Source organism: Qipengyuania aurantiaca, from assembly GCF_019711375.1.
Taxonomy (GTDB): domain Bacteria; phylum Pseudomonadota; class Alphaproteobacteria; order Sphingomonadales; family Sphingomonadaceae; genus Qipengyuania; species Qipengyuania aurantiaca.
This window is the reverse complement of sequence record NZ_CP081295.1, coordinates 2,358,329-2,383,128: the sequence shown is the minus strand read 5'-3', so window position 1 is coordinate 2,383,128 and position 24,800 is coordinate 2,358,329. Positions and strand designations below refer to the sequence as shown.

Sequence of the window (24,800 nt, the reverse complement as noted above, 5' to 3'; positions counted from 1 at the left end):
ACCATCGCTCTCCCAAGCCGTTGATTATGCAAAAGGAGAGCGAATATGAGCCAACAACACCCGACCAAGCCGACCCCGAACGACGAGAAGTTCAAGCCGCAAAACGTGGCCGAGCCGCAGATGGACCAAGCACCGACCGACCAGCGCGGCGCTCCGGGCGACACCGAAGGCTATGACATCGAGCAGGGCTCGAGCGGCGTCACCAAGAGCACGCCCAACGCCTGATTATCTCCGGAGAGGAGAATCAGCGCCTGACCAGTCTCGTGCCGGTCAGGCGTTTTCTTTTGCGAGCGCCTCACGCACGGCGGCGATGGCTTCGTCGGCTTTCGATCCGTCCGGACCGCCGCCCTGCGCCATATCGGGACGGCCACCGCCACCCTTTCCGCCTAATGCCTCGACACCGGCGCGCACGAAGTCGACCGCGCTGAACCGCTCGGTGAGGTCGTCCGTCACGGCGACGGCGAAGGCCCCCTTACCATCGTTGACCGCACAAATCGCGGCCACGCCCGAACCGATGCGGGTTTTTGCCTCGTCCAGCAGCGGGCGCAGTTCTTTGGGGTTGAGGCCATCGATGACCTGCCCGGAGAATTTCACACCGCCGATATCTTCATCCGCGGGTCCGGCATCACCCGAGCCGCCGCCACCCAGCGCCAGTGCGCGTTTGGCCTCGGCGAGTTCCTTCTCAAGCCTCTTGCGTTCGTCGACTAGTGCGGAGACGCGCGCAGCCGCCTCGTCGGGCGAGGTTTTGAGCGCGCTTGCGATGGCACGCACGGTCTCGTCGCGGGCGAGCAGCCACAGGCGCGCGGCTTCGCCGGTCAGCGCCTCGATCCGGCGTACGCCAGAGCTTACGGCGCTTTCGGAGACGATCTTGAACAGGCCGATATCGCCCGTCGCCTCGACATGCGTGCCGCCGCACAGTTCGACCGAGTAGTTCTTGCCCTCGCCGCCCTTGCGGCCCATCGACAGGACGCGGACCTCGTCGCCATATTTCTCGCCGAACAGGGCAAGTGCACCTGCGGCCACAGCATCGTCGGGCGTCATCAGGCGCGTGCCGACGGTTTCGTTGGCGCGGATTTCCTCGTTCACTTCGGCCTCGATCGCGGCGATGTCCTCGTCGCTCAGCGGCTTGGGATGCGAGAAGTCGAAGCGGAAACGGTCGTCCGCAACCAGCGAGCCCTTCTGCGTCACATGGCCGCCAAGGCGATTGCGCAGCGCGGCATGAACAAGGTGCGTTGCCGAGTGATTGGCACGGATGCGATCGCGGCGCTCGGCATCGATCTCGAGATGGACGGCATCGCCCACCTTCACGCTGCCCTTGGCGATCTTCGCAATATGCGTGTGCAGGCGGCCGAGCGGCTTGTTCGTGGTCAATACCGCGATTTCCAGCCCTTCGGGCGTCCAGATGCGTCCGGCGTCGCCGGTTTGGCCGCCGCTTTCGCCATAGAAGGGGGTCTGGTTGGTGAGGACGATTACATCGTCGCCCTCGCCCGCGCTGTCGACTTCCTTGCCGTCCTTCACCAGTGCGACCACTGCGGCCTCGCCCGTGTCGGAGCTGTAGCCGGTGAATTCGGTCGAACCTTCGCGCTCGGCGATGTCGAACCAGACTTCCTCACTGGCCGCCTCGCCCGAGCCCTTCCACGCGGCGCGCGCGGCGGCTTTCTGTTCGGCCATGGCGGCATCGAAGCCGGGCTTGTCGACCGCGATCCCGCGATTGCGCAGAGCGTCTTCGGTAAGGTCGTAAGGGAAGCCGTAGGTGTCGTAGAGCTTGAACGCGGTCGCGCCATCGAGCGTGCCGCCCTTGCCCATGTCGCCGGTGGCTTCGTCGAGCAGTTTGAGACCCTTGTCGAGCGTGCGGCGGAACTGCGTTTCCTCGCGTTCGAGCACTTCCTGGATCAGCGGCTGTCCGCGCACGAGTTCGGGGTAAGCCGCGCCCATCTCGGTGACGAGCGCAGGCACCAGGCGGTGCATCAGCGGCTCGCTCGCGCCCAAGAGGTGCGCATGGCGCATGGCGCGGCGCATGATCCGGCGCATGACATAGCCGCGGCCTTCATTGCTGGGCAGCACGCCGTCGGCGAGCAGGAAGCTGGTGGATCGCAGATGGTCGGCGATAACGCGGTGGCTGGCGGTCTGGTCGCCCTCGGCGTTGACGCCGGTCAGGGCCTCGCTCGCGCCGATCAGCGCCTTGAAAGTATCGGTGTCGTAATTGTCGTGGACGCCCTGCATCACCGCCGCGACGCGCTCGATCCCCATACCGGTGTCGATACTGGGCTTGGGCAGGTCGCCAACGATCTCGTCGTTTTCCTGCGTGAACTGCATGAAGACGAGGTTCCAGATCTCCACGAAGCGGTCGCCGTCTTCCTCGGGCGATCCCGGAGGGCCGCCCCAGATATGGTCGCCGTGGTCGTAGAAGATTTCCGAGCACGGGCCGCACGGACCGTCCGAGCCCATGGCCCAGAAATTGTCCTTGGTCGGGATGCGGATGATGCGCTCGTCGGCGAAACCGGTGCGCTTCTTCCACAGGTCGAAGGCTTCGTCGTCAGTGTGGTAGACCGTGACCAGCAGTCGGTCCTTGTCGAGCCCCCATTCCTTGGTCAGCAGCGTCCAGGCGTGGTCGATCGCCTGTTCCTTGAAATAGTCGCCGAAGCTGAAATTGCCGAGCATCTCGAAGAAGGTGTGATGCCGCGCGGTGTAGCCGACATTGTCGAGATCGTTGTGCTTGCCGCCGGCGCGCACACATTTCTGCGCGCTGGTGGCGCGCGGTGCGGGCGGGGTTTCGAGGCCGGTGAAGGCGTTCTTGAACGGCACCATGCCCGCGTTGACGAACATGAGCGTGGGATCGCTGAAAGGCACGAGCGGCGCGCTCGGAACCTCGGCATGGTCGTTGCTGCCGAAGTAATCGAGGAAGGAGCGGCGGATTTCATTGGTCGACGTCATGCGGGCGCAGTTAGGCAATCGCGGCCCGCCCGACAAGCCGCAAAAGCCCGTTTACCGTGGGCGAAAGCGGCGATGGTCAGCCAGCGCTGGCGGTAACGATCCAACAAGCTGCCGCGAGCGAGACGGTGTCGCCATCACGGTTCGCTGCGGCCATGTCTGCGAGACGGGCAAGCATGGCTTCGCGCTCCTCGCCTTCCGTTTCCGCAAGGGCGCGGGCACTGGGGCCGATCGCCTGGAAGTAGGATACCGCGTCCGCAACCGGGTCTTCGCCCGTTCCGACAATCATGGCGTAATCGACCGGAGTGAGCTCGACGGATTGCCACCCTCCCTCGTTGAGCACATCCCTGACATAGTTGGCTTCCCCGAAAGCAAAGGGTCCCGGCGCACGGGGGTCAGGCGCCTCGCCACCGGGAGGGACGATGGCAGCGAGTTCACGGATCCATCCGTTTTCCGCCGGAGTGCGGAAGCAACTGAAAACCATGCGGGCATCTGGTTCTGACTGCGAACGCAGGTGATCGAACGCCTTTGCGGGATCGCCGAAGAACATCACGCCATGGCGGGAGACCAGCAAATCGGGCTTTCGACCGGTGTCCGAGGTCCAACCGGATGCATCGCAAAGTTCGAATGCGGTGTTGGCAAGGCCGGTCGTTCTCTCGCGCGCGACTACGAGAAGCTCAGGGCTGATATCGATGCCCAGATGCGATGCAGCGGCGTTCGCCTGAGCCAGTTCGAGGGTAATTTCGCCCGCACCGCAACCGATATCGAGCGCCCTTTCATAGGAGTGGGCCACTGCCGTTTCGAGAAGCCGAGAGGTTAGCTCACCGAAACTGCGATCCGTTCGCTACCACTCCCTCGCCCAGCTCTGGCCGACACGGTCTTTCCATTCCGAACCCGAAGTCATTCGCTCACCATCCGAAATAGGCGCCGCCGCGTTCGCGGGCGCGTTGCCAGGCGGGGCGTGCATGTATCGCCTCGACGAAACGGGCCAGCTTGGGCGCCTTTTCGCCATACCCCTGCATCACCGCGATTTCGGCAGGGAAGCTCATCATGACGTCGGCGGCGGACCAGTCGGAGCCGACAAAATGGAGGTCGTCGGAGATGTTGTTCTCGGCGTACTCGATATGCGCGGCAAGCTGCTCGTCGATCCGCGGCATGGCCGGAGCTGCAGCCTCGCCCAGGCGGCCGGCGACCAGCTTTAGCATGACGGGCACGAAAAACGAGCTTTCGCCGAACTGCATCCATTCGAGGTGGTCGATCCAGGCGTTGGACGATCGATCGGGAAGCCAGCTCTCGCCGCCGTGCCGTTCACACAGATACTCGATAATCGCACCGCTTTCGGCGACCCGTCGGCCATCGTCCTCGATGACCGGCGACTTGCCCAGCGGATGCGCCTGCTTGAGTTCGGGCGGCGCGAGATTGGTCGTCGCATCGCGCTGGTAGGCCACGATCTCGTAATCGGCCCCGAGTTCCTCGAGCAGCCACAGTATCCGCTGCGAGCGGCTGTTGTTGAGGTGGTGGACGGTGATAGTCATGCGCTCTCCCCTGCTGGTTGTCTCCTGCCTAGGGAGACGGAGCGCACTAGGCCAGCCTCAATTCGGGATCAGGCCCAGACACACGAAAAGCCGGTGCGGCGGCAATAGGAGAGAGCGCGCGCACCGGCTTTCCGTGTTTCCGGGAGCGCCGGGGGACAGTCCGGCTGTGACGTGCGGCGGGGAATGAGGTGCCGCACGCGCCCCCGCTTGAAGCGATGTGATCAGTCTTCCGCGTCCGGACCAGTCATCATCTCTTCGGCGACCTCGTCGGTTTTGCCGCGGATCGCAGCTTCCAACTTGGCGCACATTTCGGGGTTTTCCTTGAGGAAGGTCTTGGCGTTCTCGCGGCCCTGGCCGATGCGGACGCTGTCATAGCTGAACCAGCTGCCCGACTTCTCGACCAGGCCCGCCTTCACGCCCAGATCGAGGATCTCGCCGATCTTGGAGATGCCTTCGCCATACATGATGTCGAATTCGACCTGCTTGAACGGCGGGGCGACCTTGTTCTTGACGACCTTCACGCGGGTCGAGTTGCCGATCACCTCGTCACGGTCCTTGATCTGGCCGGTGCGGCGGATGTCGAGACGAACCGAGGCGTAGAACTTGAGCGCGTTGCCGCCCGTGGTGGTTTCGGGGTTACCGTACATCACGCCGATCTTCATGCGCAGCTGATTGATGAAGATCACCATGCACTTGGAGCGGTTGATCGAACCGGTGAGCTTGCGCAGCGATTGCGACATGAGACGCGCCTGGAGGCCGACGTGGCTGTCGCCCATCTCGCCTTCGATCTCGGCGCGGGGAACCAGCGCGGCAACCGAGTCGACCACGAGGATGTCGATGGCGTTCGAACGCACCAGCGTATCGGTGATTTCGAGCGCCTGTTCGCCGGTGTCGGGCTGCGAGACGATCAGCTCGTCCACATCGACGCCCAGCTTCTTGGCATAGACCGGATCGAGAGCGTGTTCCGCATCGACGAAAGCCGCGGTACCGCCCGCCTTCTGCGCTTCGGCGATGGCGTGCAGCGCCAGCGTGGTCTTGCCCGAGCTTTCCGGACCGTAGACTTCGATCACGCGGCCCTTGGGCAGGCCGCCGATGCCCAATGCAATATCGAGGCCGAGCGAGCCGGTGGAGATCGCCTCCACATTCATCGCTTCCTTCTGGCCCAGCTTCATCGCCGAGCCTTTGCCGAATGCGCGATCGATCTGCGCAAGCGCGGCGTCCAATGCCTTCTGGCGGTCTGCGTCCACTTTCTTATCCCCTACAAGCTTCAGACTGGCCGCCATGACATATTCCCCTTTCGCATTTCCAGAGCCGTTTCCAACTCATCAACTGCGAAGAGGTGTACCCAATTTGTTCTCATAGAACAAGAGTGGAACGAAATTTTCTTCAACAGGGTCAAAAAGCGCAGAAATCTGGGGCTTCCGCACCCTGTCAGGCGTCGACCTTGGCCTGCGCCTGCAAAACTTCCGAGACCTTCGCGTTGATCTGCTGAACGCTGAAGGGCTTGGGAATGAAGTACATATTGTCGATATCGATGTCGTTGCGCAGCTGCTCCTCGGCATAGCCGGACATGAACAGGATCGGCACATCGGGCTTCACCTTGCGGATCGCGCGCGCCATCGCCGGGCCGTCCATCGCCGGCATGACGACGTCCGACACGATCAGATCGAACTCGATCTCGCCATTGGCGATCTGGGCGAGGCCCTCCTCCCCATCGCGCGCGGTCGTGACCGAATAGCCGGCGCGGGTGAGCGCGCGTTCGGCCACGGCGCGGACCATGTCCTCGTCTTCTACCAGCAGCAGCGTGCCGCCGCCGGCCCATTCGCTGGCCTTGGTATCCTCGCGATCCTCACCACGCTGGTTGGCCGGCATCTCGCCCTTGTGGACCGGCAGGTACATGGTGAAGCGCGCGCCGGCCGCCTCGCCGCTGGAATCGGTGACGTTGTCGGCGAAGATGAAGCCGTTCGACTGTTTCACGATGCCGTAGACCGTGGAAAGGCCGAGGCCAGTGCCCTTCCCCTGCTCCTTGGTGGTGAAGAAGGGTTCGAAGATCTTGTTGAGATGCTCGCCCGGGATGCCGCCGCCCGTGTCCTGCACGATGAGGACGGTATAGTCGTCGGCGGGCATGATATCGATGCCCATCTTGCGCACGTCGCGCGCCGACACGCGGCGGGTGGCGAGCGTCAGACGCCCCTTCCAGTCCTGCTTGCCGAGGCGCGCGGCATGGCTCTGCATCGCGTCACGCGCGTTCACGGCCAGGTTGATGATGACCTGTTCGAGCTGCTGCGGGTCGGCGCGGACCGGGCCCAATTCGCGGTCGTGGCGGACGGAGAACTCGATCTTGTCGCCCATCAGGCGCTTCAGCAGCTGGCTCACCTCGCTCACTACGTCGGGCATTTGCAGCACGACGGGGCGCAGCGTCTGCTGGCGCGAGAAGGCGAGCAGCTGGCGGGTCAGCGAGGCGGCGCGGTTCGAGTTCGCCTTGATCTGCTGGATGTCGTCATAGTCGCTGTCGCCCGGCGTGTGGCGCAGCAGCATGAGGTCGCAATAGCCGATGATGGCGGTCAGCACGTTGTTGAAGTCGTGCGCGACACCGCCGGCAAGCTGGCCGACGGCCTGCATCTTGGTGGCCTGTGCAACCTGGCGGCGCAGGCGCTTTTCCTCGGTGGAATCGCTGATCGACAGGAGCACAGCGGCATCGCCCAGCCCGCGCACGCCGGCTAGGCCGATGGAGACCGGCTCTTCCTTGTCGTTGGCGAGGCGCACCGCCATGTCGCCGCTTGCCGTCGCACCCTTGGCGAAGCGGCGGACGGTATCGGCCATGGCCGCCTTGTCCTCGCGCACCACGAGGTCGGAGGGGAATTGCGGCAAGCCCGATCCTTCGCGTTCCACCGCGCGCAGGAAAGCCTTGTTGGCGAAAAGGAACCTCCCGTCGCGGTCGGTCAGGGCAAGGCCAAGCGGGAGCGCGGACAGGAGCGCTTCGAGCTGCGGAATCGCCGCCTTGCCGCTGCCTTGCCATCCCCCACCGATGCCGACGGTGCTGTCGACCAGCAGCATGAGCGCAGGCGCCGCTTCGCCTCCCTGCGCGTCCTTGCCGCCGGGCGGATCGAGCGGAACATGCACCAGCGTCTGCGGCGAGCCCTGCTGCCCCTCGCGCGCGAAGAAGATGCGATCGCGATCATCGGACCGCAAAAGCTGGACGAATTCCTGCCCAGCAAGCTTCGCGCCGCGTTCGCCCAGCGCGCGCTCGGCAAGGCCCGGGGTTGCCGACTGCACGATGCCGTCGGGCGCGACGATGGCGAGTTCGATGCCGGAGCGCGACATGATCTGGCCGAGCGGACCCGAAATCCTCTCGTTCATCCCGTCATAGCTGCGCGTGCGCACGACTTCGCTGAAACGCCAGACGAGGTAGTCCTCGCCGCGACCGACCCGTTCGATCGCGAGTTCGAAGCGGCGGTCCGAACCCTCGAGCGCGAGCTCGCCGCTGGAACCCTCGCCCTCACGCCAGGCCGAGCGGGCGGCCTCGGCGAGCTTGCGTTTGGCCTCTTCGTCGAAAGGCAATTCGTGCGGGGCGAGGTCGCCGCCGAACCACTTCTCGTAAGTGTCGTTGGCGCAGGTCAGGCGATTGGCGCGGTCGAGCACCGCCACGGCGCGGCGGCGGTTCTGGATCGCGGCGGCGGTCACCGTCCAGTCGGGCTGCTGGAATCCGTCGGCAGCCTGCGCCGGGCGGAAGCGCGGGGCGAGCAAGAGCGCAAGAACGATGGCGATAAGCGCCCCGCCATAGGCGAGCGCGGTGATTGAACTGTCGGCGGCCAGCCAGACGAGGCCGACCGACACCGCGAAGGCGAGCAATATGCCCAGCAACAGCGGGACCGGCGGCAAGCCCTCGTTCTCGGTTTCGGTAAGCAGGCTCACTCGCCCCGCTCCCGCAGCCGTTCGTCGAGCCGCGCTTCCATCCTGGCGAGGCGCTTCGTGCGGCGGCGTGCAATGACGATGCGCCAGATGAAGCTGGACAGGAGGTATCCCACCGCCGCACTGACGATGGCGAGGACGAGGAAGCCGAAAGCGGTCACCCCTCCGACCTCGAGCCAGCGGGCGAGCGCGCCGCCATCATCGGCCAATTGCCCGGCGCCTGCTCCCATGGCCGCGTCAATGTTGAGCACCAACCGCCCTGTCTTGTTGGCGATTATCAGCCAGAAGGGCAGCGTGAAGGGATTGGTGACGAAAGTCACAAGCGCGGACAGCGGCACGTTCGCTCTAGCCGGCAGAGCAAGGAAGGCGGCGAGGAAGATCTGGCCGATCGGCACGATGAAGGCCGCAAACAGTCCGAGCGCCACGCCGCGCGGTACGCTGCGCCGGGTGAAGCGCCAGAGTTCGGGTGTCAGGAAACGGTGGGCGATCGGCTTGAGGAAACGGTTCTTCGCCATTTCTTCGCGCGTGGGCATGTGCTTGCGGAGGAAATCCGCAAGGAAAGTCTTGGACTTGAACCCGCTCACTGCCACGATCCTGCCATGCGCCGCCCAACTGGCGCGCGCAAGGGCGTATTGCAAGGAGTGTACGACGAAACTTGCATGACAGTCGATGTGGTTAGCACGAAGGCGTTACGAAAGGGGTAGCGGAGCGCTCTCAGCCCTTTTCCCGCATCAACCGGGCCTTGTCGCGCTTCCAGTCGCGATCCTTGATCGTCTGGCGCTTGTCGTGCGCCTGCTTGCCCTTGGCCAGCGCCAGCTCGACCTTCGCGCGGCCCGTCGAGTTGAAATAGATCGACAGCGGGACCAGCGTCATGCCCTTGCGCTCGACCGCGCCAAACAGCTTTTCGATCTCGCGCGAATGAAGCAGCAGCTTTCGCGGCCGGCGCGGCTCGTGGTTGAGGCGGTTGCCGTGCGAATATTCGGGAATATTGGCGTTTATCAGCCACACCTGCCCGTCGCGCACTTCGGCGTAGCTTTCCTTGATGCTCGCCTCGCCCGCGCGCAGGGCCTTCACCTCGGTGCCCTGCAACGCGAGACCCGCCTCGAACGTCTCCTCGACATGGTAATCGAACCGCACGCGCCGGTTGTCGGCGACGGTCTTCTGCTTGTCGAAGGTGGCGGGCTTGGGTCTGGCCATAGGATGGGCGCGTCTAGTCGAGGCTGGGCAAAAGGGAAAGGGGCAAGGCGCACAGAGGTTGAACGCTTACCATTTATGCGCGAGAAGACAGGCGATTACTTTGGGGGTCGTATGTCTATCTTGGGTCGTTTCTTTTCGTTCGCCATATCCATTGCGCTTGGCATCGCCGGTATCGGGGCCGCGCAGGCCCAAACGTCCAGCCCGCCGCCGCTGTCGGCCTATGGCGAGTTGCCCGATGTCGAGGACGCAGCGATCTCGCCCGACGGGCAGAACTTTGCGCTCATCACCACTATCGGCGACGAGCGGCTGATCCTCTTCGTCGGCCCCGACATGCAGCTGATGCGTAAGATGACGCTGGACGATGCCAAGGTGCGCAGCATCGACTGGATCGGCAACGATCGCATCCTGCTCGTCACCAGCAGCACCGCCGAAATCTGGGGCTTCATGAATCAGGACAAGATGGAAGCCTGGACCGCCCATATCGTGCCCGCCACCTTCGACGGCGAATTGCAGACCGTGTTCGCGGGCGACAAGTCGCTGTTCAACGCGGTGTTCGGCTCTTTCGGCACCCGCCGCCACGGCGACCAGTGGAAGGCCTATTTCGGCGCGTGGGAGCGCAACCGCCGCCAGGTGCAGGGCCTGTTATGGTCGGGCCGCTACCTCTACGAAGTCGACGTCGCCACCGGGAAGGCGCGCCGCATCGCCAATCGCGCCAATGACGACACATGGCGCGACTGGGTGCTCTCCCCCAATGGCGCGGTCGCCGCGACCATCGACGTCGACCGTGATAGCGGGAGCTGGACGGTTTCGAACGGGAGCGCACAAACCCTGGCCCAGGGCCGGGACGCAACCGGATCTGCCGCACTGGTGGGTCTTGGCTACCGCGGCGACACGGTGATCTATCAGGAGCGCGCCGACAACGGCATCATCGAGTGGTACGAAGTCCCGCTTGGTGGCGGAGACGCCGTCCCCTTCCTTACCGGCACCGGTATCAATCGCCTGTTCTACGAAGAAGGCACTGGCCGGCTGATCGGCCATCGCGACACGGCGGGGCAGCTGCACTTCAACGATCCAGCGCACCAGGCTGCGATTGACAAGGTCCGCACCGCCTTCTCGCGCTCCTATCTCGAAGTCATGGACTGGAGCGCCGACTTCGGAAAGATCCTCATCCGCACCAGCGGCAATCGCGACAGCGGGACCTGGTACATCGTCGATGTCGCCACCATGCAGGCCGCCGCTATCGCTTTCGAGCGCGGCAAGATCGAGAAGCAGCACGTCGGCCCGATCTCCACCTTCGCCTACGAGGCGGGCGACGGGATGAAGCTCAGCGGCATCCTCACCCTGCCCCCGGGCCGCGAGGCGAAAGACCTGCCCGTCGTCATGCTGCCCCATGGGGGCCCGCACAGCCATGACGTTGCCGCTTTCAATTGGTGGGCGCAGGCCTACGCCTCGCGCGGGTACGCCGTGTTCCAGCCCAATTTCCGCGGCTCCACCAATCGCGACCAACCCTTCATGCTCGCCGGCTATGGCGAATGGGGGCGCAAGATGCAGACCGACATCTCGGACGGCCTCGCCGCGCTCGCCGCAGAAGGCATCGTCGATCCGAAGCGCGCCTGCATCGTCGGCGCCAGCTACGGCGGTTACGCTGCGCTGGCGGGGGTGACGGTGCAGAAAGGCCTCTATCGCTGCGCCGTGGCGGTCGCTCCGGTGAGCGATCTCCACGCGATCTTCGAGGAAGGCTATGAGGACGTCGGACGGCGCAAGACCGACAAGACCGACCTGCTGCGCCGCTTCGGCCCCCAGTCAGGCTGGGCCGCCGTCTCGCCCCGGCGGCTGGCCGACCGCGCCGACGCGCCGATCCTGCTGATCCACGGCCGCGACGACACGGTGGTCGATTATTCGCACACCAGCGCCATGGCCGACAAGCTGAAGGACAGCGGCAAGCCCTACCGCGTGGTGGAACTGGAAGGCGAGGACCACTGGCTCTCGCTCTCGCCCACACGGATGCGGATGCTGCAGGAAGCGGTCGCCTTCGTGGAACAGCACAATCCGGCGAATTGACGAAAACCGTCGGAATTACGACCGGTGACTTCGGCAATACTGAAATGATAGCGTAGCCCGGTCTAAAAGGGGTCTTATGTCTGGTATGAATATTTTGCGCGTTGCCTTTACGGCATTTCTTTTGGTTCTCGTTAGCCCGGCGGCTTTCGCACAAAAGCAGGTTCCGCTCACGGCCTACGGAATGCTGCCCGAGGTAGAAAATGCCGCGATTTCGCCAAGCGGCGAGAGTATCGCGGTCCTGCTGACCGAAGATGGCGTGCGCCAGTTCATCTTCCTCAACTCCGAAATGCAGGTGTTCCGAAGGATGGGGATGAGGGACATTAAGGTTCGCTATTTCGAATGGGTCGGCGAAGATGACCTGCTTCTGGTTACCAGCCAGACTGAGGACCTAAGGGGCTTCACGACCGACAAGGCGGAATTCGCCGTTGCGCAATTGGTGCCTGTCACCAGCTCCGGCCCGGCCGAGATCATTTTCTCGAACGAAGCCCACCTGCTCGACTCCATATACGGAAACTACGGCAAGCGATTCATCGACGGGAAATGGCGGCTCCACTTCGGCGCGCTCGAATTGAAAAAGGGAGGCGTTGGCTCTCGGCTGGGCGGCTACAGTTTCCAGCATAGTCGGCCTTATCTCTATGCCGTCGATGCGGAGAAGAACAGAGCAACCCGTCTCGCCCCGGCCGCCAACGAAGGCGTGCGTCGCGACTGGCTTCTCGACCACCAAGGCGAGATCGTGGTCCGCCTCGATATCGACGGCAACAACGGCATGTGGGCGCTGCACGGCGCCAACGGGTCCGAAATTGTTTCGGGAGAAAAGGGCAACGGACGGGTATGGCTTGTCGGTCTCGGTTCCGCCGGAAAGACGGTGATCTATGGCAGGCGCAACGATGAAGCGATCAGCGAATGGTTCGAAGTGCCGCTAGCGGGAGGCACCCCGCAGCCCTTCCTGAAGGGCAAGGATATCGATCGGCTTTATTTCAACGATCTGACCGGGCAGCTCATGGGCTATCTCGATGCCGACGAAGGACCGGTCTTCGTCGATCCGTCACAAGAGGCGTCTGCCAAGGGAATCCGCGCCGCATTCGCCGATTTCGACGTCCAGATGAAAGACTGGACGCCCGATTTCAGCAAAGTGCTGGTCCGCACCAGCGGCAACCAGGACAGCGGTTCGTGGTATGTCGTGGATCTCGGAACCGGACAGGCTGAGGCCTTCGCCTACGAACGCATGGCCATCGGTCTCGAGGAAGTCGGTGCGATTTCTACCTTCGACTATGTCGCCTCCGACGGTCTTGAGATGGATGGCATCCTGACCCTGCCTCCGGGCCGCGAAGCCGCTGGTCTGCCGGTGGTCCTCCTGCCGCACGGGGGCCCGCACTCCTTCGATCACGAGCAGTTCGACTGGTGGGCCCAGGCGTTTGCATCGCGCGGCTATGCGGTCTTCCAACCCAATTTCCGCGGCTCGACCCACCGCGAACAGTCCTTCCGCAAGGCTGGCTATGGCGAGTGGGGTCGCAAGATGCAGACCGACATATCGGATGGCCTTGCAGCGCTTGCCGAAAAAGGGATCGTCGATCCGTCACGCGCCTGCATCGTCGGCGCCAGCTATGGCGGCTATGCCGCGCTTGCGGGTGTGACCCTGCAGCAGGACATCTATCGCTGTGCTGTCGCTGTGGCTCCGGTGTCGGACCTCCAGTCCATGTACACCGAAGATTATCGTGCCTCCGGCAACAACCGCCTGACACGGGCCGCCCTCCTGGAGCAGCTCGGGCCGCGAGAAGGCTGGGATGACGTGTCTCCACGCCGTCACGCAGAGCGCGCTCACGCGCCGATCATGTTGATCCACGGCAAGGACGACACGGTGGTGCCCTATGTGCACTCGCACAAGATGGCCGACGCCCTGAAGGATGCGGGCAAGCCTTACGAACTGATCGCCCTGGAAGGGGAGGACCACTGGCTCTCGCTATCGACAACGCGCCTGCAGATGCTCGAGGCGGCCGTCGGTTTCGTCGAGAAGCACAACCCGGCGGAATAAGACCGGATCGCGCCGGGCTGGCTCAGATCAGCCCGGCGTGCTCCAGCGCCTCGTCCACCTGCTTGCGGGAAGCCTCGCTGGCGTTGCACAGCGGCAGGCGGACGTCTTCGGAGAACCAGTCGTGAACGCGGCTGAGCGCGTATTTGACTGGTGCGGGGCTGGCATCGGAGAACATGGCGTAATGCAGCGGGAACAGGCGGTCGTTGATCTCGCGCGCCTTGATGAGGTCCGCCGCCGCAATCGCCTCGTGGAATTCGGCGCACAGCTTCGGCGCGACATTGGCGGTCACCGAGATGCAGCCCGAACCGCCCGCCGCCGAGTGCGGCAGCCACAGCTCGTCATTGCCCGATAGCTGGCAGAAGTCGCGCCCGATGCCCATGCGATGGTCGGCCACGCGCGACAGGTCGCCGCTTGCATCCTTGATGGCGATGATACGGTCGGGGTATTTGTTGACCAGTTCGCACACCGTCTCGTCCTCAATGTCGGTCACGGTGCGGCTGGGCACGTTGTAGAGCACGATCGGCAAATCGCTGTTCTCGGCCAAATGGCTGAAATGGGCGATCAGGCCGGACTGGCTGGGGCGGTTGTAATAGGGCGCGACACACAGACCCGCCGCCGCACCGGCCTTTTTGGCGAACTGCATGTGGAGGAGAGCGTTGCGCGTATCGTTGCTGCCGCAACCGGCGATCACCGGCACGCGGCCCGCGGCCTGTTCGATGCAGACTTCGATGACCCGGTGATGCTCCGCGTTGGAGATGGTCGAAGCCTCGCCGGTCGTGCCGCAGGGCACCAGTCCCTTGCTGCCGTTTTCGATCTGCCAGTCGACGAGTTTGCGAAAAGCGGCCTCGTCGAACGATCCATCGCGAAAAGGAGTCGCCAGAGCCGGTATCGAGCCTGAGAACATTTACGTCAGTCCTGCGTTAGAGGTATGAAAAGCGGGCGATTTAGGCACCCGCCGACACATTTCATTCACCGCCTGATAAGGAGGGGCCGGGCAGTATGTCCAGCATGGGCCGAAAAACTTATTTCTCACTCGCACTTATGGCTGGCGCTTCGCTGGCGTTCCCCCTCGCCGCGCAGGCGCAGACGCCGACCAGCTGGCCGGATCGGGGCAACAGCATGGTGGCCCAGCAGCCGAGCAGGATCGGCCAGGCGGTCGACCGGTGGGAGTACCTCACCAAGGCCGACAACCTGTCCTTCGCGCAATACGCAGGCTTCATTACGGATTATCCCGGCTTCCCCAAGCAGGAGCTGTTGCAGCGCCGCGCCGAGAACGCGCTCGACCGCGATGCGGTGACCCCGCAGGCGCTGGTTCAGTTCTTCGACGCGCATCCGCCGATTACCAATGCGGCCAAAGCGCGCTATGCGCTGGCGCTTGCCGCCATGAGCCGCCCCGAGGCGAACGATGTGGCACGCGAAGCGTGGCGCGGCGGGACCATGAGCGGTCCGGCCGAAGCGTATATGGCCGGGCTTTTCGCCCAGAACCTGACGCCTGCCGACCAGGACGCACGTATGGACGCGTTGCTGTGGCAGGGCAATCTCGAAGCCGCGACGCGCCAAATCGTGCGCGTTTCGCCCGCCTATCGCTCGATGGCGCAGGCGCGTTTGGCGCTGCTGCAGGGTAGCACGCCGAGTGAAGCGGGCCTGCCTGTTCCCGATGGCGCGCTGAACGACAGCGGCTACGTCTACAACCTCGCCCGTCATTATCGCGGCAAGGGCCAGCTTCCCGCAGCCATCAACCTCCTGGCGAACCGCGCCGAGTTTACAGGGCCTGCCTTCGATGGCACCGATTTCGTGAGCGAGGCTTTGCGCGTCGCACAGGGTGCCGATACACGAAGCGCCGTCGCCATCGCGTCGAAGGTGGACGACCTCTTTGCGCCAGGCACCGATATTTCGGACGGCAGCTTCACCCTGCGCGACAAATACACCGACCTCATGTGGCTTGGCGGGACCAAGGCGCTGTGGTCGCTGGGTGACGGCACCCGCGCGGCGCCGCTGTTCTACCGCTATGGCACTGCGGCCAAGACCCCGCTGACGCGCTCCAAGGGCTTCTACTGGGCCGGACGCGCCGCTGCGCGTGGAGGCGACCGCGCCGAGGCCGAGCGGTACTGGAACATGGCCGCCGCCTATCCCGACTGGTATTACGGCCAGCTCGCCTTGAGCGAACTGGGCAAGCCCGCACCGACCTTCGCGCCCATGCTCACCGCGGGCGTCGATGCCGAAACCCGCAAGAATTTCTCCGAAGAAGCGCTGACGCTGGCATTGCGCGACATGGCGAAAAACCGCCGCGACTGGCGCACCGAGCGCGCATTTTTCGAAGCCATCGCCGCCGAAGCCGAAACGCCGAGCGAAATGGCGCTGGTCGCCGAACTCGCCCGCGAAACCGGCCTCGACGAGATGGCCGTCGTCGCCGGCATGGTTGCAGGCGAGGAAGGCGTGGCTGGCTTCGAACGGCTGGGTTTCCCGACCGTCCGCACGCATCCGGGTGCGAACTGGACCATGGTCCACGCCATCGCCCGCCAGGAAAGCGAATTCGACCGCACCCGCGTTAGCCATGCCGGCGCGCGGGGCATGATGCAGCTGATGCCGGGCACGGCGCGCGAGGAAGCGGGCAAGATCGGCGTGCAGTACATGTCGGCCAGCCTCACCGGCGATCCGGCCTACAACATCCGCTTGGGTGATGCGCATTTCGCGCGGCTGATGGACCGCTACAACGGCGCCTATCCGCTGGCCATCGCGGCCTATAACGCTGGCCCCGGCCGGGTGAACGAGTGGTTGCGCCTCAACGGCGATCCGCGCACCGGAGCGGTCGACTGGGTGACCTGGATCGAAAAGATCCCCGCCAATTTCGAGACGCGCTATTACGTCATGCGCGTGATCGGCAACGCGGTCACCTACGCCAATATGCACCCCGACAAATCGGCCGCCTACCAGCGCGATATCCGCCATTACCTTCCGCGATAGGATCGGCTAGGGCTCTCCGCACCATGGAGGGCAAGACCAATCCCATCACGCCGGCAGGCTATGCCGCCATGAAGGCGCGCTATGACCATTTGCTCGGCAAGGAGCGGCCGGAAATCGTCGAGATCGTGAGCTGGGCCGCCGGAAACGGCGACCGCAGCGAGAATGGCGACTATCTCTATGGCCGCAAGCGCATGCGCGAGATCGACCGGGAACTCGGCCACCTTGCCCGGCGGATGAAGTCCGCGCGCGTCATCGTGCCTGCCGACCAGCCCGACAAGACACGCGCCTTCTTCGGCGCCACGGTCACGCTGGCGGACGAAGACGACAAAGAGAAGACCGTCACGCTGGTCGGCGACGACGAACAGGACGCCAGCGCGGGACGGATCGGCTGGTCGAGCCCGCTGGCCCGTGCGCTCAAGGGTGCAAGCGTGGGCGATGTGCGCACCGTGCGCCTTCCGGGCGGAGATCGCGAGTGGGAAATCGTGAGCATCGACTATGCGTAGCCTCGCCCTCCCCCTGTTCGCGCTCACGGCCCTCGCCGCGCCGCTCGCCGCGAAAGACAGCCTCGGCGTGTTCTCCGACTGGGGCGCCTTCCGCGATCCCTCGGTCCCGCGCTGCTACGCCATTGCCGAAGCCGCGCCGAGCCGCCTCCAGCGCGACTTCCAGCCTTACATGACCGTTGCCTCCTGGCCCGCCCGCCGCATCCGCGGTCAGGTCCACTTCCGCATGTCCCGCGAACTTCGCGAAGGCGCGCGTGTAACCTTGCGCATCGCGCGAAGGAACTACCCCATGGTGGGCGGCAAGGCCGACGCCTGGGCGCGCGATCCGGCGACCGACACCGCGATCCTCGCCGCCATCCGGTCCGCCGACAGCATGACGATCTTCGCCACCGACAGCCGCGGACGGCGCTTTTCCAACACCTACGCCCTTGCCGGCGCCGCCAGCGCGATCGACGCCGCCACCCTCGCCTGCGCGCGCCGCTGATACAAAAAGGGCCGGAAGCGCCTTCACGCTCCCGGCCCGATTTTTTGGCGACGTCTGCGCTTAGAAGCGCATGCCGAAGCCGGCCATGACCTGGTGACGGTCAAGGTCGATGTCCGGAACGGCCACGTCGGGCGCGTCGCCTTCGAAGTCGAGTTCGGCATCGCTGTAGTTCGAATAGCGATATTCGACCTTGGCGAAGGTGTTGCCGCTCAGCGCGTATTCGAGGCCCGCGCCGACACGGAAACCGTCGGTGTCGAGATCGACTTCATACTCGGTCGTGCCGTCGTTGTTGCGGAAGTTGTAGGTGGCGTTGGTGTAGCCGCCCTTGGCATAGACGAGCAGGTCGTCATTGGCCTTCACACCGACACGCGCGCCGAGATAAAGATCGCGGCCGGTTTCGACATTGCCGACACCGATGTCTTCGAAGTCGCCCATGTCGTATTCGGTTTCTGCGGTCGAGCCGACATATTCGGCTTCGAGACCGAGAACGACGCCGCCGGCATCGAAATCGTAACCCGCACCGACGCCATAGGCGAGACCGTCGATCGACTGATCGTCGTTGGCGTTGGTGTCGTTGTCCGAAGTGCTGCCGGCCTTGCTGACGTCATAGCCAGCGAGAGCTTCGATGCGGAAGCCGTCGAAATTATCGCTGTCCTGCGCCATTGCGGGCGTGGCCGTGGCAAGGATCGAACCTGCGACGAGAAGGGCTGCGGTGGTCTTCATTACTAAACTCCGTTTTTATTGTCCGCCGTCGATTTTCCGACCGCGTGGACCTTCAAAACGGCGATGAAGCCGATGTAGTTTCATTAACACTGCACAACAAAAACCCGTGACTTTTTGGTCACATTTTTGTCGACGAAAAGACGTTTTCTGGCGACGAATGGTGCGCCGCACAAAAATTCGACGAACTGCCGGTGCAAATGCGATGACGCAAGGAACGCAAATCGGGGCGAATGATTGTTACGCGCCCTCGCGGGGCTTTCCATCCAGCTTGATGGCTACTATATGCGCGTCTCCCATGGCAGACACGACCTTGATGAGCATTCCCGGGCAGATCGACCCGGTTCCCGTTGCGCGTGATATCACGCCGCGCGAAGACGGCCGCGTTGACCTGATCGGCCTCCCCAAGGACCGCATCCGCGAGCTGTTTGAAACGGCCGGGCTGGAACCCAAGCAGGCCAAGCTGCGCGCCAAGCAGGTGTTCCACTGGCTCTACCATCGCGGCGTCACCGATTTCGAGGCGATGACCGATATCGCCAAGACCATGCGCCCTTGGCTCGCCGAACGCTTCGTGATCGGCCGCCCCGAAGTGGTCGAAGCGCAGCATTCGACCGACGGCACCCGGAAGTGGCTCCTGAAGACCGCCGACGGACACGAATTCGAGATGGTCTTTATCCCCGATGCCGACCGCGGAACCCTTTGCGTATCGAGCCAAGTCGGCTGCACATTGAACTGCCGCTTCTGCCACACCGGCACGATGAAGCTGGTGCGCAATTTGACGCCGGGCGAGATCGTGGGTCAGGTCATGCTGGCGCGCGACGCGCTGGGCGAATGGCCCAAAGGCTCTATGGCGGGTCTCGACGACGCTGAGGACGAAGGCCACTACACAAGCGACGGCCGCCTCCTCACCAACATCGTGATGATGGGCATGGGCGAACCGCTCTACAATTTCGACAATGTGAAGGGCGCATTGAAGCTCGTGATGGACGGCGACGGCCTCGCCCTCTCCAAGCGCCGCATTACCCTGTCGACCAGCGGCGTCGTTCCGGCGATGGAGCGTTGCGGCGAGGAAATCGGCGTGAACCTTGCCGTCTCGCTCCACGCGGTGACCAAGGAAATCCGCGACGAGATCGTGCCGCTCAACAAGAAATACGGCATCGAGGAACTGCTCGAAGCCTGCGCCGCTTATCCCGGCGCCAGCAACGCCCGCCGCATCACCTTCGAATATGTGATGCTCAAAGACAAGAACGACAGTGACGAGCACGCACATGAGCTGGTCCGCCTGCTCAAGCACTACAAGCTGCCCGCCAAGGTGAACCTGATCCCATTCAACCCCTGGCCCGGCGCGGCGTACGACACTTCCACGCCCGAGCGGGTGAAGCGCTTCTCCGACATCGTATTCGAAGGCGGCATCTCCGCGCCCGTGCGCACGCCGCGCGGCCGCGATATCGATGCGGCCTGCGGCCAGTTGAAGACTGCGGCGGAAAAGAAGAGCCGCGCCCAGCGCGACCGCGAGGCAGCTGAAGCCGAGCAAGCAGCTTCCTGACACCAAGCTGCTGACGGGAAACCGGATTTCGGAATCAGCGTTGCGTTGGAATGCGACGCATTTTTCCAGCGCTTTTGCTTTTACTCGCCACGGCCGGATGTGCGACCACACCTCCACCACCTCCACCACCTCCGCCTCCCCCATTTCAGGCCTTCGATCTCTACAGTCGCGAGGCTGAACCATTGCCCGCACCGGAGGACGAAGAGGAAATCATCCGGCAGCGCGCAGCCGAGGCGAACTACCCGCTCGATGAGGAAGGCCTGTTCTCGAACCTCGTCCAGACCTTTGCCACGCGTTCTCGCCAAGCCAAGCTGCCAGGCTTCAACGAGGTCTGGGTGGAAAGGGATTTCGGTCGAAACTGGATAAACGTCGGGTCGAGCGAGCCGGTAGACCGCAGCGCCTATCTCGCGATGGCGGCGCCGAAACTTCGTCCGCAAATCCGGTTTCGCCACACGGCATTCGACCGCGCCGGAACCGACGCGGCGATTGCCCGGCTGGTGGAGGCGTATGGCGATGATCTCGGCATCTGCATGATGCTTTACGAGCACCAGAGCGACTGGTTCGTCGTCGCGATGGAAGACAGTGCTGACGAGGCCGCAATCCGGGCTGTCACGCCCGCCGACCTTCTTCCCATCATCCGCTTCGAGCGCGGAACTTGCCCTGTTCTCGTTTGATGGCCGGTTGCGTTACTACCGCGACATGACTGCCGATCCCGCCACCATCGCTTATTACGAGGCGAACGCGCCGCGCTACACGCTGAGCTTCGGGCAGGCCCCGAGCCGCCATCTCGACCGTTTCCTCGACCGGCTGGAACCGGGGAGCCGCCTGCTCGAGCTCGGGTGCGGCGGCGGAAGGGATTCCGCGCGGATCATTGAACGTGGTTTCGACCTCGACGCCACCGACGGAACTCCTGCGATGGTCCGCAAGGCGAACGAACGGTTCGATGTGGGCGCGCGGGTAATGCGGTTTGACGAGCTTGATGAAGAAAAGGCGTACGACGCGGTCTGGGCGCACGCATGCCTCCTCCATGTCGCGCGGGCGGATTTGCCCGGTGTCCTCGCCGCCATCCTGCGCGCGCTGAAACCCGGTGGCTGGCATTTCGCCAATTACAAGCTCGGCACCGCCGAGGGACGCGATCCGCTGGGCCGGCTGGCCAACATGCCCGACGAGGGCTGGCTGGAGCGCCTCTATCGCGAGGCGGGTTTCCGGATCGAGGCCACCGAGCGCTATCGCGGCGAAGGTGCCGATGGGGTGCAGCGCGACTGGTACGCCCTCACCGTGCAGCGACCGACCGGCTGAGTTGGCGCGGAGCCTTTCCTACTTTCGCGTCCTGTGCTGGAAGGTGGTCATGATCCTCGCTCACCCTTCCAAAAGCGCCGCTGTCAGCGGGTTTGCACCCTTCAGGCGTTTTTGCTCCAGGACCGTGCTCCATCCGCTCCATCCTGTTGGAAAGGGGGATCACGCGTGAAGGCCAAACTCCTCGCCCTGTGCACCGGCCAGCCCGCCCCCCTGCCCGACGGCAAGATCAGCTCGATCGACAAGCAGGTGCGCGAAGGCCCGGTGAGGATCGGTACGCCCGGCCTCGAAGGCGATACGCAGGTCGATCGCAAGCACCATGGGGGCGCGCATATGGCGGTCCATCTCTACGCCGCCGACCACTACCCCTACTGGCGCGAGGAGATCCCGGAAGTGGACCGTCTCGCCGCGCCCGGTGCCTTTGGCGAGAACCTCCATGCGATGGGCCTGACCGAGAAGGACGTATTCATCGGCGACCGTTTCCGCCTCGGCAGCGCGCTGCTGGAACTCAGCATGGGGCGGCAACCCTGCTCCACGCTGGAACGGCATTTCCAGCGCAAGGACATGGTGAAGCGCATCATCGCCAACCACCGCTGCGGCTGGTACTTCCGCGTGCTCGAGGAAGGCGAGGCACGCGCGGACGACGACCTCGCGCTTGTCGAGCGCACACAGGATCGCTGGAGTGTCGATGCGGCCTTCGCCCTGCTCTTCGATCCCGCCGTGCCTGCGAGCGAGGGGGAGATTCGCGATCTCCTCGCCATTCCCGCCCTTGGTCCGCAATGGCGCAGCAAGCTCGAAGCGAAATTGCGGTAAAACCGCCACGGCTCGTCCGCCTTCCCGGCACAGTTCATCCCTAATTTGGAGTTAAGCGCGTTCGTTCAGCCGCGGTTGTCTTTCTGCTGCGCTAAATGGAGGCTCAGAAGTTTCCCCAAGGATCACAAGGGACGTACAATGAAAAAATTCGCTCTCGCATTCGCCGCCTCGACCATGGCCCTCACCGGCCTCGGCACCGCAGCACCCGTCGCCGCCGATCCGCCCGCATGGGCACCGGCGCACGGCAAGCGCGCCAAGGATCGCGCCCATCGCCAGCGTATGTATGACGACCGCGGCTACTATGTCTCCCCGCGTCGCATCACCCGTGACAGCTACATGTGGCGCGGCCGCGATGGCCGTTACTACTGCAAGCGCGACAACGGCACGACCGGTCTTGTGATCGGCGCCGGCGTCGGCGCTCTGGCAGGCCACGAGCTGGCCGGTCGCGGCGACAAGGTGCTGGGCGCAGTGCTCGGCGGCGCCGTGGGCGCTGTCATCGGTCGCGAGATCGACCGCGGAAGCCTCAGCTGCCGGTAAGATAAGCCAGAAGAGAAAATAAGGGTCGTTACTTCACGGCGTCGTCACTCCCAAGGTGGCGGCGCCGCTTTCCTATTCGCTTCCAAGCCCCTATGCCCATCGCGATGAGCGAGACGAGACCCTCGGTTCTGGTAACAGGCGGCGCCAAGCGCCTCGGCGCAGCGATCAGCCGGGCATTCGGCCACGCTGGCTGGCACGTCGTCATCCACTACAACTCGTCCGGCGAAGCGGCAGACGCGCTGGCCGCCGAATTGCCGAGCGCCAAGACCTGCCAGGCGGATCTGTGCGATCTCGACGCGGTCCGCACGCTTGCGGCCAGACTGGCACGCGATCTCACCGACTGGCGTTGTCTCGTGAACTGCGCCTCCGTTTTCCAGCCCGACGCTGTAACCGAACTCGATCCGCAGACGAACCAGCGGGCGATGCAAGTGAACGCCCGCGCCCCTGCCCTCCTCGCGCAAGCCTATCTCGGCCACGCCAAGGCCGAGGGCGGACGCCGCGTGATCCAGGTGACCGACCAGAAGCTTGCCAACCCCAATCCCGACTTCTTCAGCTACACCATGAGCAAGCACGCGCTGGACGCGACCATTGCCATGCTGTCGATGGGCGCCAGCCGCGCCGAGGATCGGGTCTACGGGCTTGCGCCCGGCGCCATCCTCGCCAGCCATGACCAGAGCGAGGAGGAGGCCGAAATCTCCCACCGCATGAACCTGCTCACCCGCCGGACCTCGGCGGAAGAAGTGGCCGAGGCGGCGCTGTTCCTCGCCAACGGAGCGCTCGCCAGCGGGCAGACGGTCTATGTCGACAGCGGCCAGCACCTGTTGCAGCAGGAGCGGGACGTGATCTACCTTGCGCGGGAGCACGCGGCATGAAGCGGCACGCGCTCAGCACGAGGATCTGGCACTGGCTGAACCTCGTCTGCGTGGTGGTGCTGTTTATGTCGGGCCTGACGATCTCCAACGCCCACCGCCGCCTTTACTGGGGCGACTGGGGCTTCGCGCCCGAGCAGGCCTGGCTCGCCGTGCCCCGTTTTCCCGACTGGATGACGATACCGGGCTATTACAGCCTCGCTGTCGCGCGCGACTGGCACATACTGATGGCGTGGCCCTTCGCGCTCCTTCTGCTGTTCATGTGGGTAACCATGCTGGTGAACCGCCATTTTAAGCGCGATCTTGTCACCACCCGCGCCGAATGGAAACCGCGCGCGATCTGGCACGACATTGTCCAGCACTTGAAGCTCAATTTCGACCACGAGGGTGGGAAGTTCAACTTCTTGCAGAAGCTTGCCTACGGCCTTGTTCTCGGCGTTTTCCTGCCGATGATGATCTTCACCGGCATCGCGATCAGTCCGGGGATGGAGCCGACTTTCGGCTGGCTCGTGGACCTTCTTGGTGGGCGGCAATCGGCGCGCAGCCTGCACTTCATCTTTGCCTTCGCGCTGTTCGGCTTCTTCATCGTCCATGTGCTGCTGGTCCTGCTGGCCGGTCCCATCGGACAGATACGCGACATGATCACCGGGGGCAGGCACGGTGAAGCGTAGGGGTTTTCTCGCCGTGATCGGCGCCGGCTTCGCGGCTGGCTGCAACAAGATTGCCGAAAGCGATTCCGGATCGCGCCTGCTGGGGGCCGCCGAGAAATGGCACCAGGGCGCGCACCGCTTGCTGACCGACCGCGAGGCCCTTGCGCCCGAATATCCGCGCAGCGCCATCTCGTCCTATTTCCGCGGCAACGGTTCGACCGATCCGCAGAATGGAGACTATCCCGCGCAGGCTGCCGAAGGTTTCGCCAACTGGCGGCTGGAAGTGCGCGGGCTGGTCGAAAACCCGATGAGCCTCAGTCTCGACAACATCCGCAGGCTGCCCCAGCGCACGCAGGTCACGCGTCACGATTGCGTCGAAGGCTGGAGCGCGATCGGCGAATGGACCGGACCGCAACTCTCGCTGATCCTCGATGCCGCGAAACTCAAGCCGGAGGCCAAGTTTATCGTCTTCCGCTGCGCCGATAATCTCAACGGGCAGGACTATTACGAAAGCGTCGACCTCATCGACGCCTACCACCCGCAGACCATCGTTGCGCATCGCCTCAACGGCGAACCGCTGCCGGTCAAGAACGGCGCACCGCTGCGGATGCGGATCGAGCGGCAGCTGGGCTACAAGCACGCCAAGTACCTCACCGCGATCGAGGCGGTCGCCAGCCTTGACGATATTGGTCGCGGACAGGGCGGGTATTGGGAGGATCGCTCCGGCTATCAGTGGTACGCCGGTATCTGAGC

The 24,800-nt window shown here is 64.1% G+C and carries 22 protein-coding genes and 1 pseudogene; 14 read left to right on the top strand and 9 right to left on the bottom strand.

Annotation, left to right across the window (positions count from 1 at the left end; genetic code table 11):
- Positions 1 to 45 precede the first annotated feature (45 nt).
- A complete protein-coding gene (locus tag K3148_RS11625; RefSeq protein WP_221424935.1) occupies positions 46 to 225 on the top strand; it encodes a hypothetical protein in 180 nt (59 codons plus the stop codon).
- 45 nt (positions 226 to 270) lie between these two features.
- Here the strand turns inward: K3148_RS11625 and alaS are convergent, their stop codons facing one another.
- The 7 genes and pseudogenes from alaS to smpB form a co-directional block, all read right to left on the bottom strand.
- A complete protein-coding gene (gene alaS / locus K3148_RS11620; RefSeq protein ID WP_221424934.1) occupies positions 271 to 2,934 on the bottom strand; it encodes an alanine--tRNA ligase in 2,664 nt (887 codons plus the stop codon).
- Between the two features lie 76 nt (positions 2,935 to 3,010).
- Positions 3,011 to 3,742: pseudogene (locus tag K3148_RS11615) on the bottom strand (class I SAM-dependent methyltransferase); the annotation flags it as partial.
- Between the two features lie 97 nt (positions 3,743 to 3,839).
- Positions 3,840 to 4,466, bottom strand: a complete 627-nt coding sequence (locus K3148_RS11610; protein ID WP_221424932.1) for a glutathione S-transferase family protein — start codon at positions 4,464 to 4,466, stop codon at positions 3,840 to 3,842.
- Positions 4,467 to 4,687: 221 nt separating this feature from the next.
- Complete coding sequence (gene recA, locus K3148_RS11605) at positions 4,688 to 5,749, bottom strand: recombinase RecA (protein WP_221424931.1); 1,062 nt, start codon at positions 5,747 to 5,749, stop codon at positions 4,688 to 4,690.
- A gap of 148 nt (positions 5,750 to 5,897) precedes the next feature.
- Positions 5,898 to 8,381 carry a hybrid sensor histidine kinase/response regulator gene (locus tag K3148_RS11600; RefSeq protein ID WP_221424930.1) on the bottom strand — a complete coding sequence of 828 codons (2,484 nt, stop codon included), beginning with the start codon at positions 8,379 to 8,381 and terminating at the stop codon, positions 5,898 to 5,900.
- Positions 8,378 to 8,962 (bottom strand): DUF2062 domain-containing protein, encoded by a 585-nt coding sequence (locus K3148_RS11595; RefSeq protein WP_247711567.1) that lies wholly within the window; start codon positions 8,960 to 8,962, stop codon positions 8,378 to 8,380. Before K3148_RS11595 ends, K3148_RS11600 begins: the two co-directional genes overlap by 4 nt.
- A gap of 130 nt (positions 8,963 to 9,092) precedes the next feature.
- A complete protein-coding gene (gene smpB, locus K3148_RS11590) occupies positions 9,093 to 9,575 on the bottom strand; it encodes an SsrA-binding protein SmpB (RefSeq protein WP_006831961.1) in 483 nt (160 codons plus the stop codon).
- A gap of 111 nt (positions 9,576 to 9,686) precedes the next feature.
- Between smpB and K3148_RS11585 the strand changes: the two genes are divergently transcribed.
- Positions 9,687 to 11,636, top strand: coding sequence for an alpha/beta hydrolase family protein (locus K3148_RS11585; RefSeq protein WP_221424929.1), 1,950 nt, complete (start codon positions 9,687 to 9,689; stop codon positions 11,634 to 11,636).
- Positions 11,637 to 11,817: 181 nt separating this feature from the next.
- Positions 11,818 to 13,668: an alpha/beta hydrolase family protein gene (locus tag K3148_RS11580; RefSeq protein ID WP_247711566.1), complete on the top strand. Its 1,851-nt coding sequence runs from the start codon at positions 11,818 to 11,820 to the stop codon at positions 13,666 to 13,668.
- 22 nt (positions 13,669 to 13,690) lie between these two features.
- Here K3148_RS11580 and dapA read toward each other — a convergent pair whose 3' ends face one another.
- Positions 13,691 to 14,572: a 4-hydroxy-tetrahydrodipicolinate synthase gene (gene dapA, locus K3148_RS11575; protein WP_221424927.1), complete on the bottom strand. Its 882-nt coding sequence runs from the start codon at positions 14,570 to 14,572 to the stop codon at positions 13,691 to 13,693.
- 137 nt (positions 14,573 to 14,709) lie between these two features.
- On the opposite strand from dapA, the gene K3148_RS11570 reads away from it, so the two are divergent.
- From K3148_RS11570 to K3148_RS11560, 3 genes are read left to right on the top strand one after another with little or no spacing between them, the layout of a single operon-like run.
- Entirely contained in the window at positions 14,710 to 16,632 is a 1,923-nt protein-coding gene (locus tag K3148_RS11570; RefSeq protein WP_221424926.1) for a lytic transglycosylase domain-containing protein, read from the top strand.
- A 23-nt stretch (positions 16,633 to 16,655) separates the two neighbouring features.
- Positions 16,656 to 17,135: a transcription elongation factor GreB gene (gene greB, locus K3148_RS11565; protein WP_221424925.1), complete on the top strand. Its 480-nt coding sequence runs from the start codon at positions 16,656 to 16,658 to the stop codon at positions 17,133 to 17,135.
- Positions 17,128 to 17,616: a hypothetical protein gene (locus K3148_RS11560; protein ID WP_221424924.1), complete on the top strand. Its 489-nt coding sequence runs from the start codon at positions 17,128 to 17,130 to the stop codon at positions 17,614 to 17,616. Before greB ends, K3148_RS11560 begins: the two co-directional genes overlap by 8 nt.
- 60 nt (positions 17,617 to 17,676) lie before the next feature.
- Here K3148_RS11560 and K3148_RS11555 read toward each other — a convergent pair whose 3' ends face one another.
- Positions 17,677 to 18,339: an outer membrane protein gene (locus K3148_RS11555; protein WP_221424923.1), complete on the bottom strand. Its 663-nt coding sequence runs from the start codon at positions 18,337 to 18,339 to the stop codon at positions 17,677 to 17,679.
- A 295-nt stretch (positions 18,340 to 18,634) separates the two neighbouring features.
- Here K3148_RS11555 and rlmN point away from each other — a divergent pair, with 295 nt between their 5' ends.
- The 8 genes from rlmN (at position 18,635) to K3148_RS11515 (ending at position 24,798) form a co-directional block, all read left to right on the top strand.
- On the top strand, positions 18,635 to 19,882 hold the full coding sequence (gene rlmN, locus K3148_RS11550) for a dual-specificity RNA methyltransferase RlmN (protein ID WP_221424922.1): 1,248 nt from the start codon (positions 18,635 to 18,637) through the stop codon (positions 19,880 to 19,882).
- Positions 19,883 to 20,064: 182 nt separating this feature from the next.
- Positions 20,065 to 20,556, top strand: a complete 492-nt coding sequence (locus tag K3148_RS11545; RefSeq protein WP_221424921.1) for a hypothetical protein — start codon at positions 20,065 to 20,067, stop codon at positions 20,554 to 20,556.
- Positions 20,557 to 20,581: 25 nt separating this feature from the next.
- The gene (locus K3148_RS11540) at positions 20,582 to 21,181 is read left to right on the top strand and encodes a class I SAM-dependent methyltransferase (protein ID WP_221424920.1); all 600 of its coding nucleotides are present in this window, start codon (positions 20,582 to 20,584) and stop codon (positions 21,179 to 21,181) included.
- Positions 21,182 to 21,346: 165 nt separating this feature from the next.
- Entirely contained in the window at positions 21,347 to 21,991 is a 645-nt protein-coding gene (locus K3148_RS11535) for an MOSC domain-containing protein (RefSeq protein ID WP_221424919.1), read from the top strand.
- Between the two features lie 138 nt (positions 21,992 to 22,129).
- Entirely contained in the window at positions 22,130 to 22,528 is a 399-nt protein-coding gene (locus K3148_RS11530; RefSeq protein ID WP_221424918.1) for a glycine zipper 2TM domain-containing protein, read from the top strand.
- A 104-nt stretch (positions 22,529 to 22,632) separates the two neighbouring features.
- Positions 22,633 to 23,400 (top strand): SDR family oxidoreductase, encoded by a 768-nt coding sequence (locus K3148_RS11525; protein WP_247711565.1) that lies wholly within the window; start codon positions 22,633 to 22,635, stop codon positions 23,398 to 23,400.
- A complete protein-coding gene (locus tag K3148_RS11520; protein ID WP_221424916.1) occupies positions 23,397 to 24,068 on the top strand; it encodes a cytochrome b/b6 domain-containing protein in 672 nt (223 codons plus the stop codon). The genes K3148_RS11525 and K3148_RS11520 overlap by 4 nt, the downstream gene beginning before the upstream one ends.
- On the top strand, positions 24,058 to 24,798 hold the full coding sequence (locus tag K3148_RS11515; protein WP_221424915.1) for a molybdopterin-binding protein: 741 nt from the start codon (positions 24,058 to 24,060) through the stop codon (positions 24,796 to 24,798). The genes K3148_RS11520 and K3148_RS11515 overlap by 11 nt, the downstream gene beginning before the upstream one ends.
- Positions 24,799 to 24,800: the final 2 nt, after the last annotated feature.

What these genes read in the sequence shown, in the direction of transcription:
- smpB (WP_006831961.1), bottom strand. Translation starts at nt 9,575, where the DNA reads ATGGCCAGACCCAAGCCCGCCACCTTCGACAAGCAGAAGACCGTCGCC.
- alaS (WP_221424934.1), bottom strand. Translation starts at nt 2,934, where the DNA reads ATGACGTCGACCAATGAAATCCGCCGCTCCTTCCTCGATTACTTCGGC.
- K3148_RS11585 (WP_221424929.1), top strand. Translation starts at nt 9,687, where the DNA reads ATGTCTATCTTGGGTCGTTTCTTTTCGTTCGCCATATCCATTGCGCTT.
- K3148_RS11530 (WP_221424918.1), top strand. Translation starts at nt 22,130, where the DNA reads ATGAAAAAATTCGCTCTCGCATTCGCCGCCTCGACCATGGCCCTCACC.
- recA (WP_221424931.1), bottom strand. Translation starts at nt 5,749, where the DNA reads ATGGCGGCCAGTCTGAAGCTTGTAGGGGATAAGAAAGTGGACGCAGAC.
- K3148_RS11540 (WP_221424920.1), top strand. Translation starts at nt 20,582, where the DNA reads ATGACTGCCGATCCCGCCACCATCGCTTATTACGAGGCGAACGCGCCG.
- dapA (WP_221424927.1), bottom strand. Translation starts at nt 14,572, where the DNA reads ATGTTCTCAGGCTCGATACCGGCTCTGGCGACTCCTTTTCGCGATGGA.
- K3148_RS11555 (WP_221424923.1), bottom strand. Translation starts at nt 18,339, where the DNA reads ATGAAGACCACCGCAGCCCTTCTCGTCGCAGGTTCGATCCTTGCCACG.
- K3148_RS11580 (WP_247711566.1), top strand. Translation starts at nt 11,818, where the DNA reads ATGCTGCCCGAGGTAGAAAATGCCGCGATTTCGCCAAGCGGCGAGAGT.
- K3148_RS11560 (WP_221424924.1), top strand. Translation starts at nt 17,128, where the DNA reads ATGCGTAGCCTCGCCCTCCCCCTGTTCGCGCTCACGGCCCTCGCCGCG.
- K3148_RS11525 (WP_247711565.1), top strand. Translation starts at nt 22,633, where the DNA reads ATGAGCGAGACGAGACCCTCGGTTCTGGTAACAGGCGGCGCCAAGCGC.
- K3148_RS11625 (WP_221424935.1), top strand. Translation starts at nt 46, where the DNA reads ATGAGCCAACAACACCCGACCAAGCCGACCCCGAACGACGAGAAGTTC.
- K3148_RS11520 (WP_221424916.1), top strand. Translation starts at nt 23,397, where the DNA reads ATGAAGCGGCACGCGCTCAGCACGAGGATCTGGCACTGGCTGAACCTC.
- K3148_RS11610 (WP_221424932.1), bottom strand. Translation starts at nt 4,466, where the DNA reads ATGACTATCACCGTCCACCACCTCAACAACAGCCGCTCGCAGCGGATA.
- rlmN (WP_221424922.1), top strand. Translation starts at nt 18,635, where the DNA reads ATGGCAGACACGACCTTGATGAGCATTCCCGGGCAGATCGACCCGGTT.
- K3148_RS11570 (WP_221424926.1), top strand. Translation starts at nt 14,710, where the DNA reads ATGGCTGGCGCTTCGCTGGCGTTCCCCCTCGCCGCGCAGGCGCAGACG.
- greB (WP_221424925.1), top strand. Translation starts at nt 16,656, where the DNA reads ATGGAGGGCAAGACCAATCCCATCACGCCGGCAGGCTATGCCGCCATG.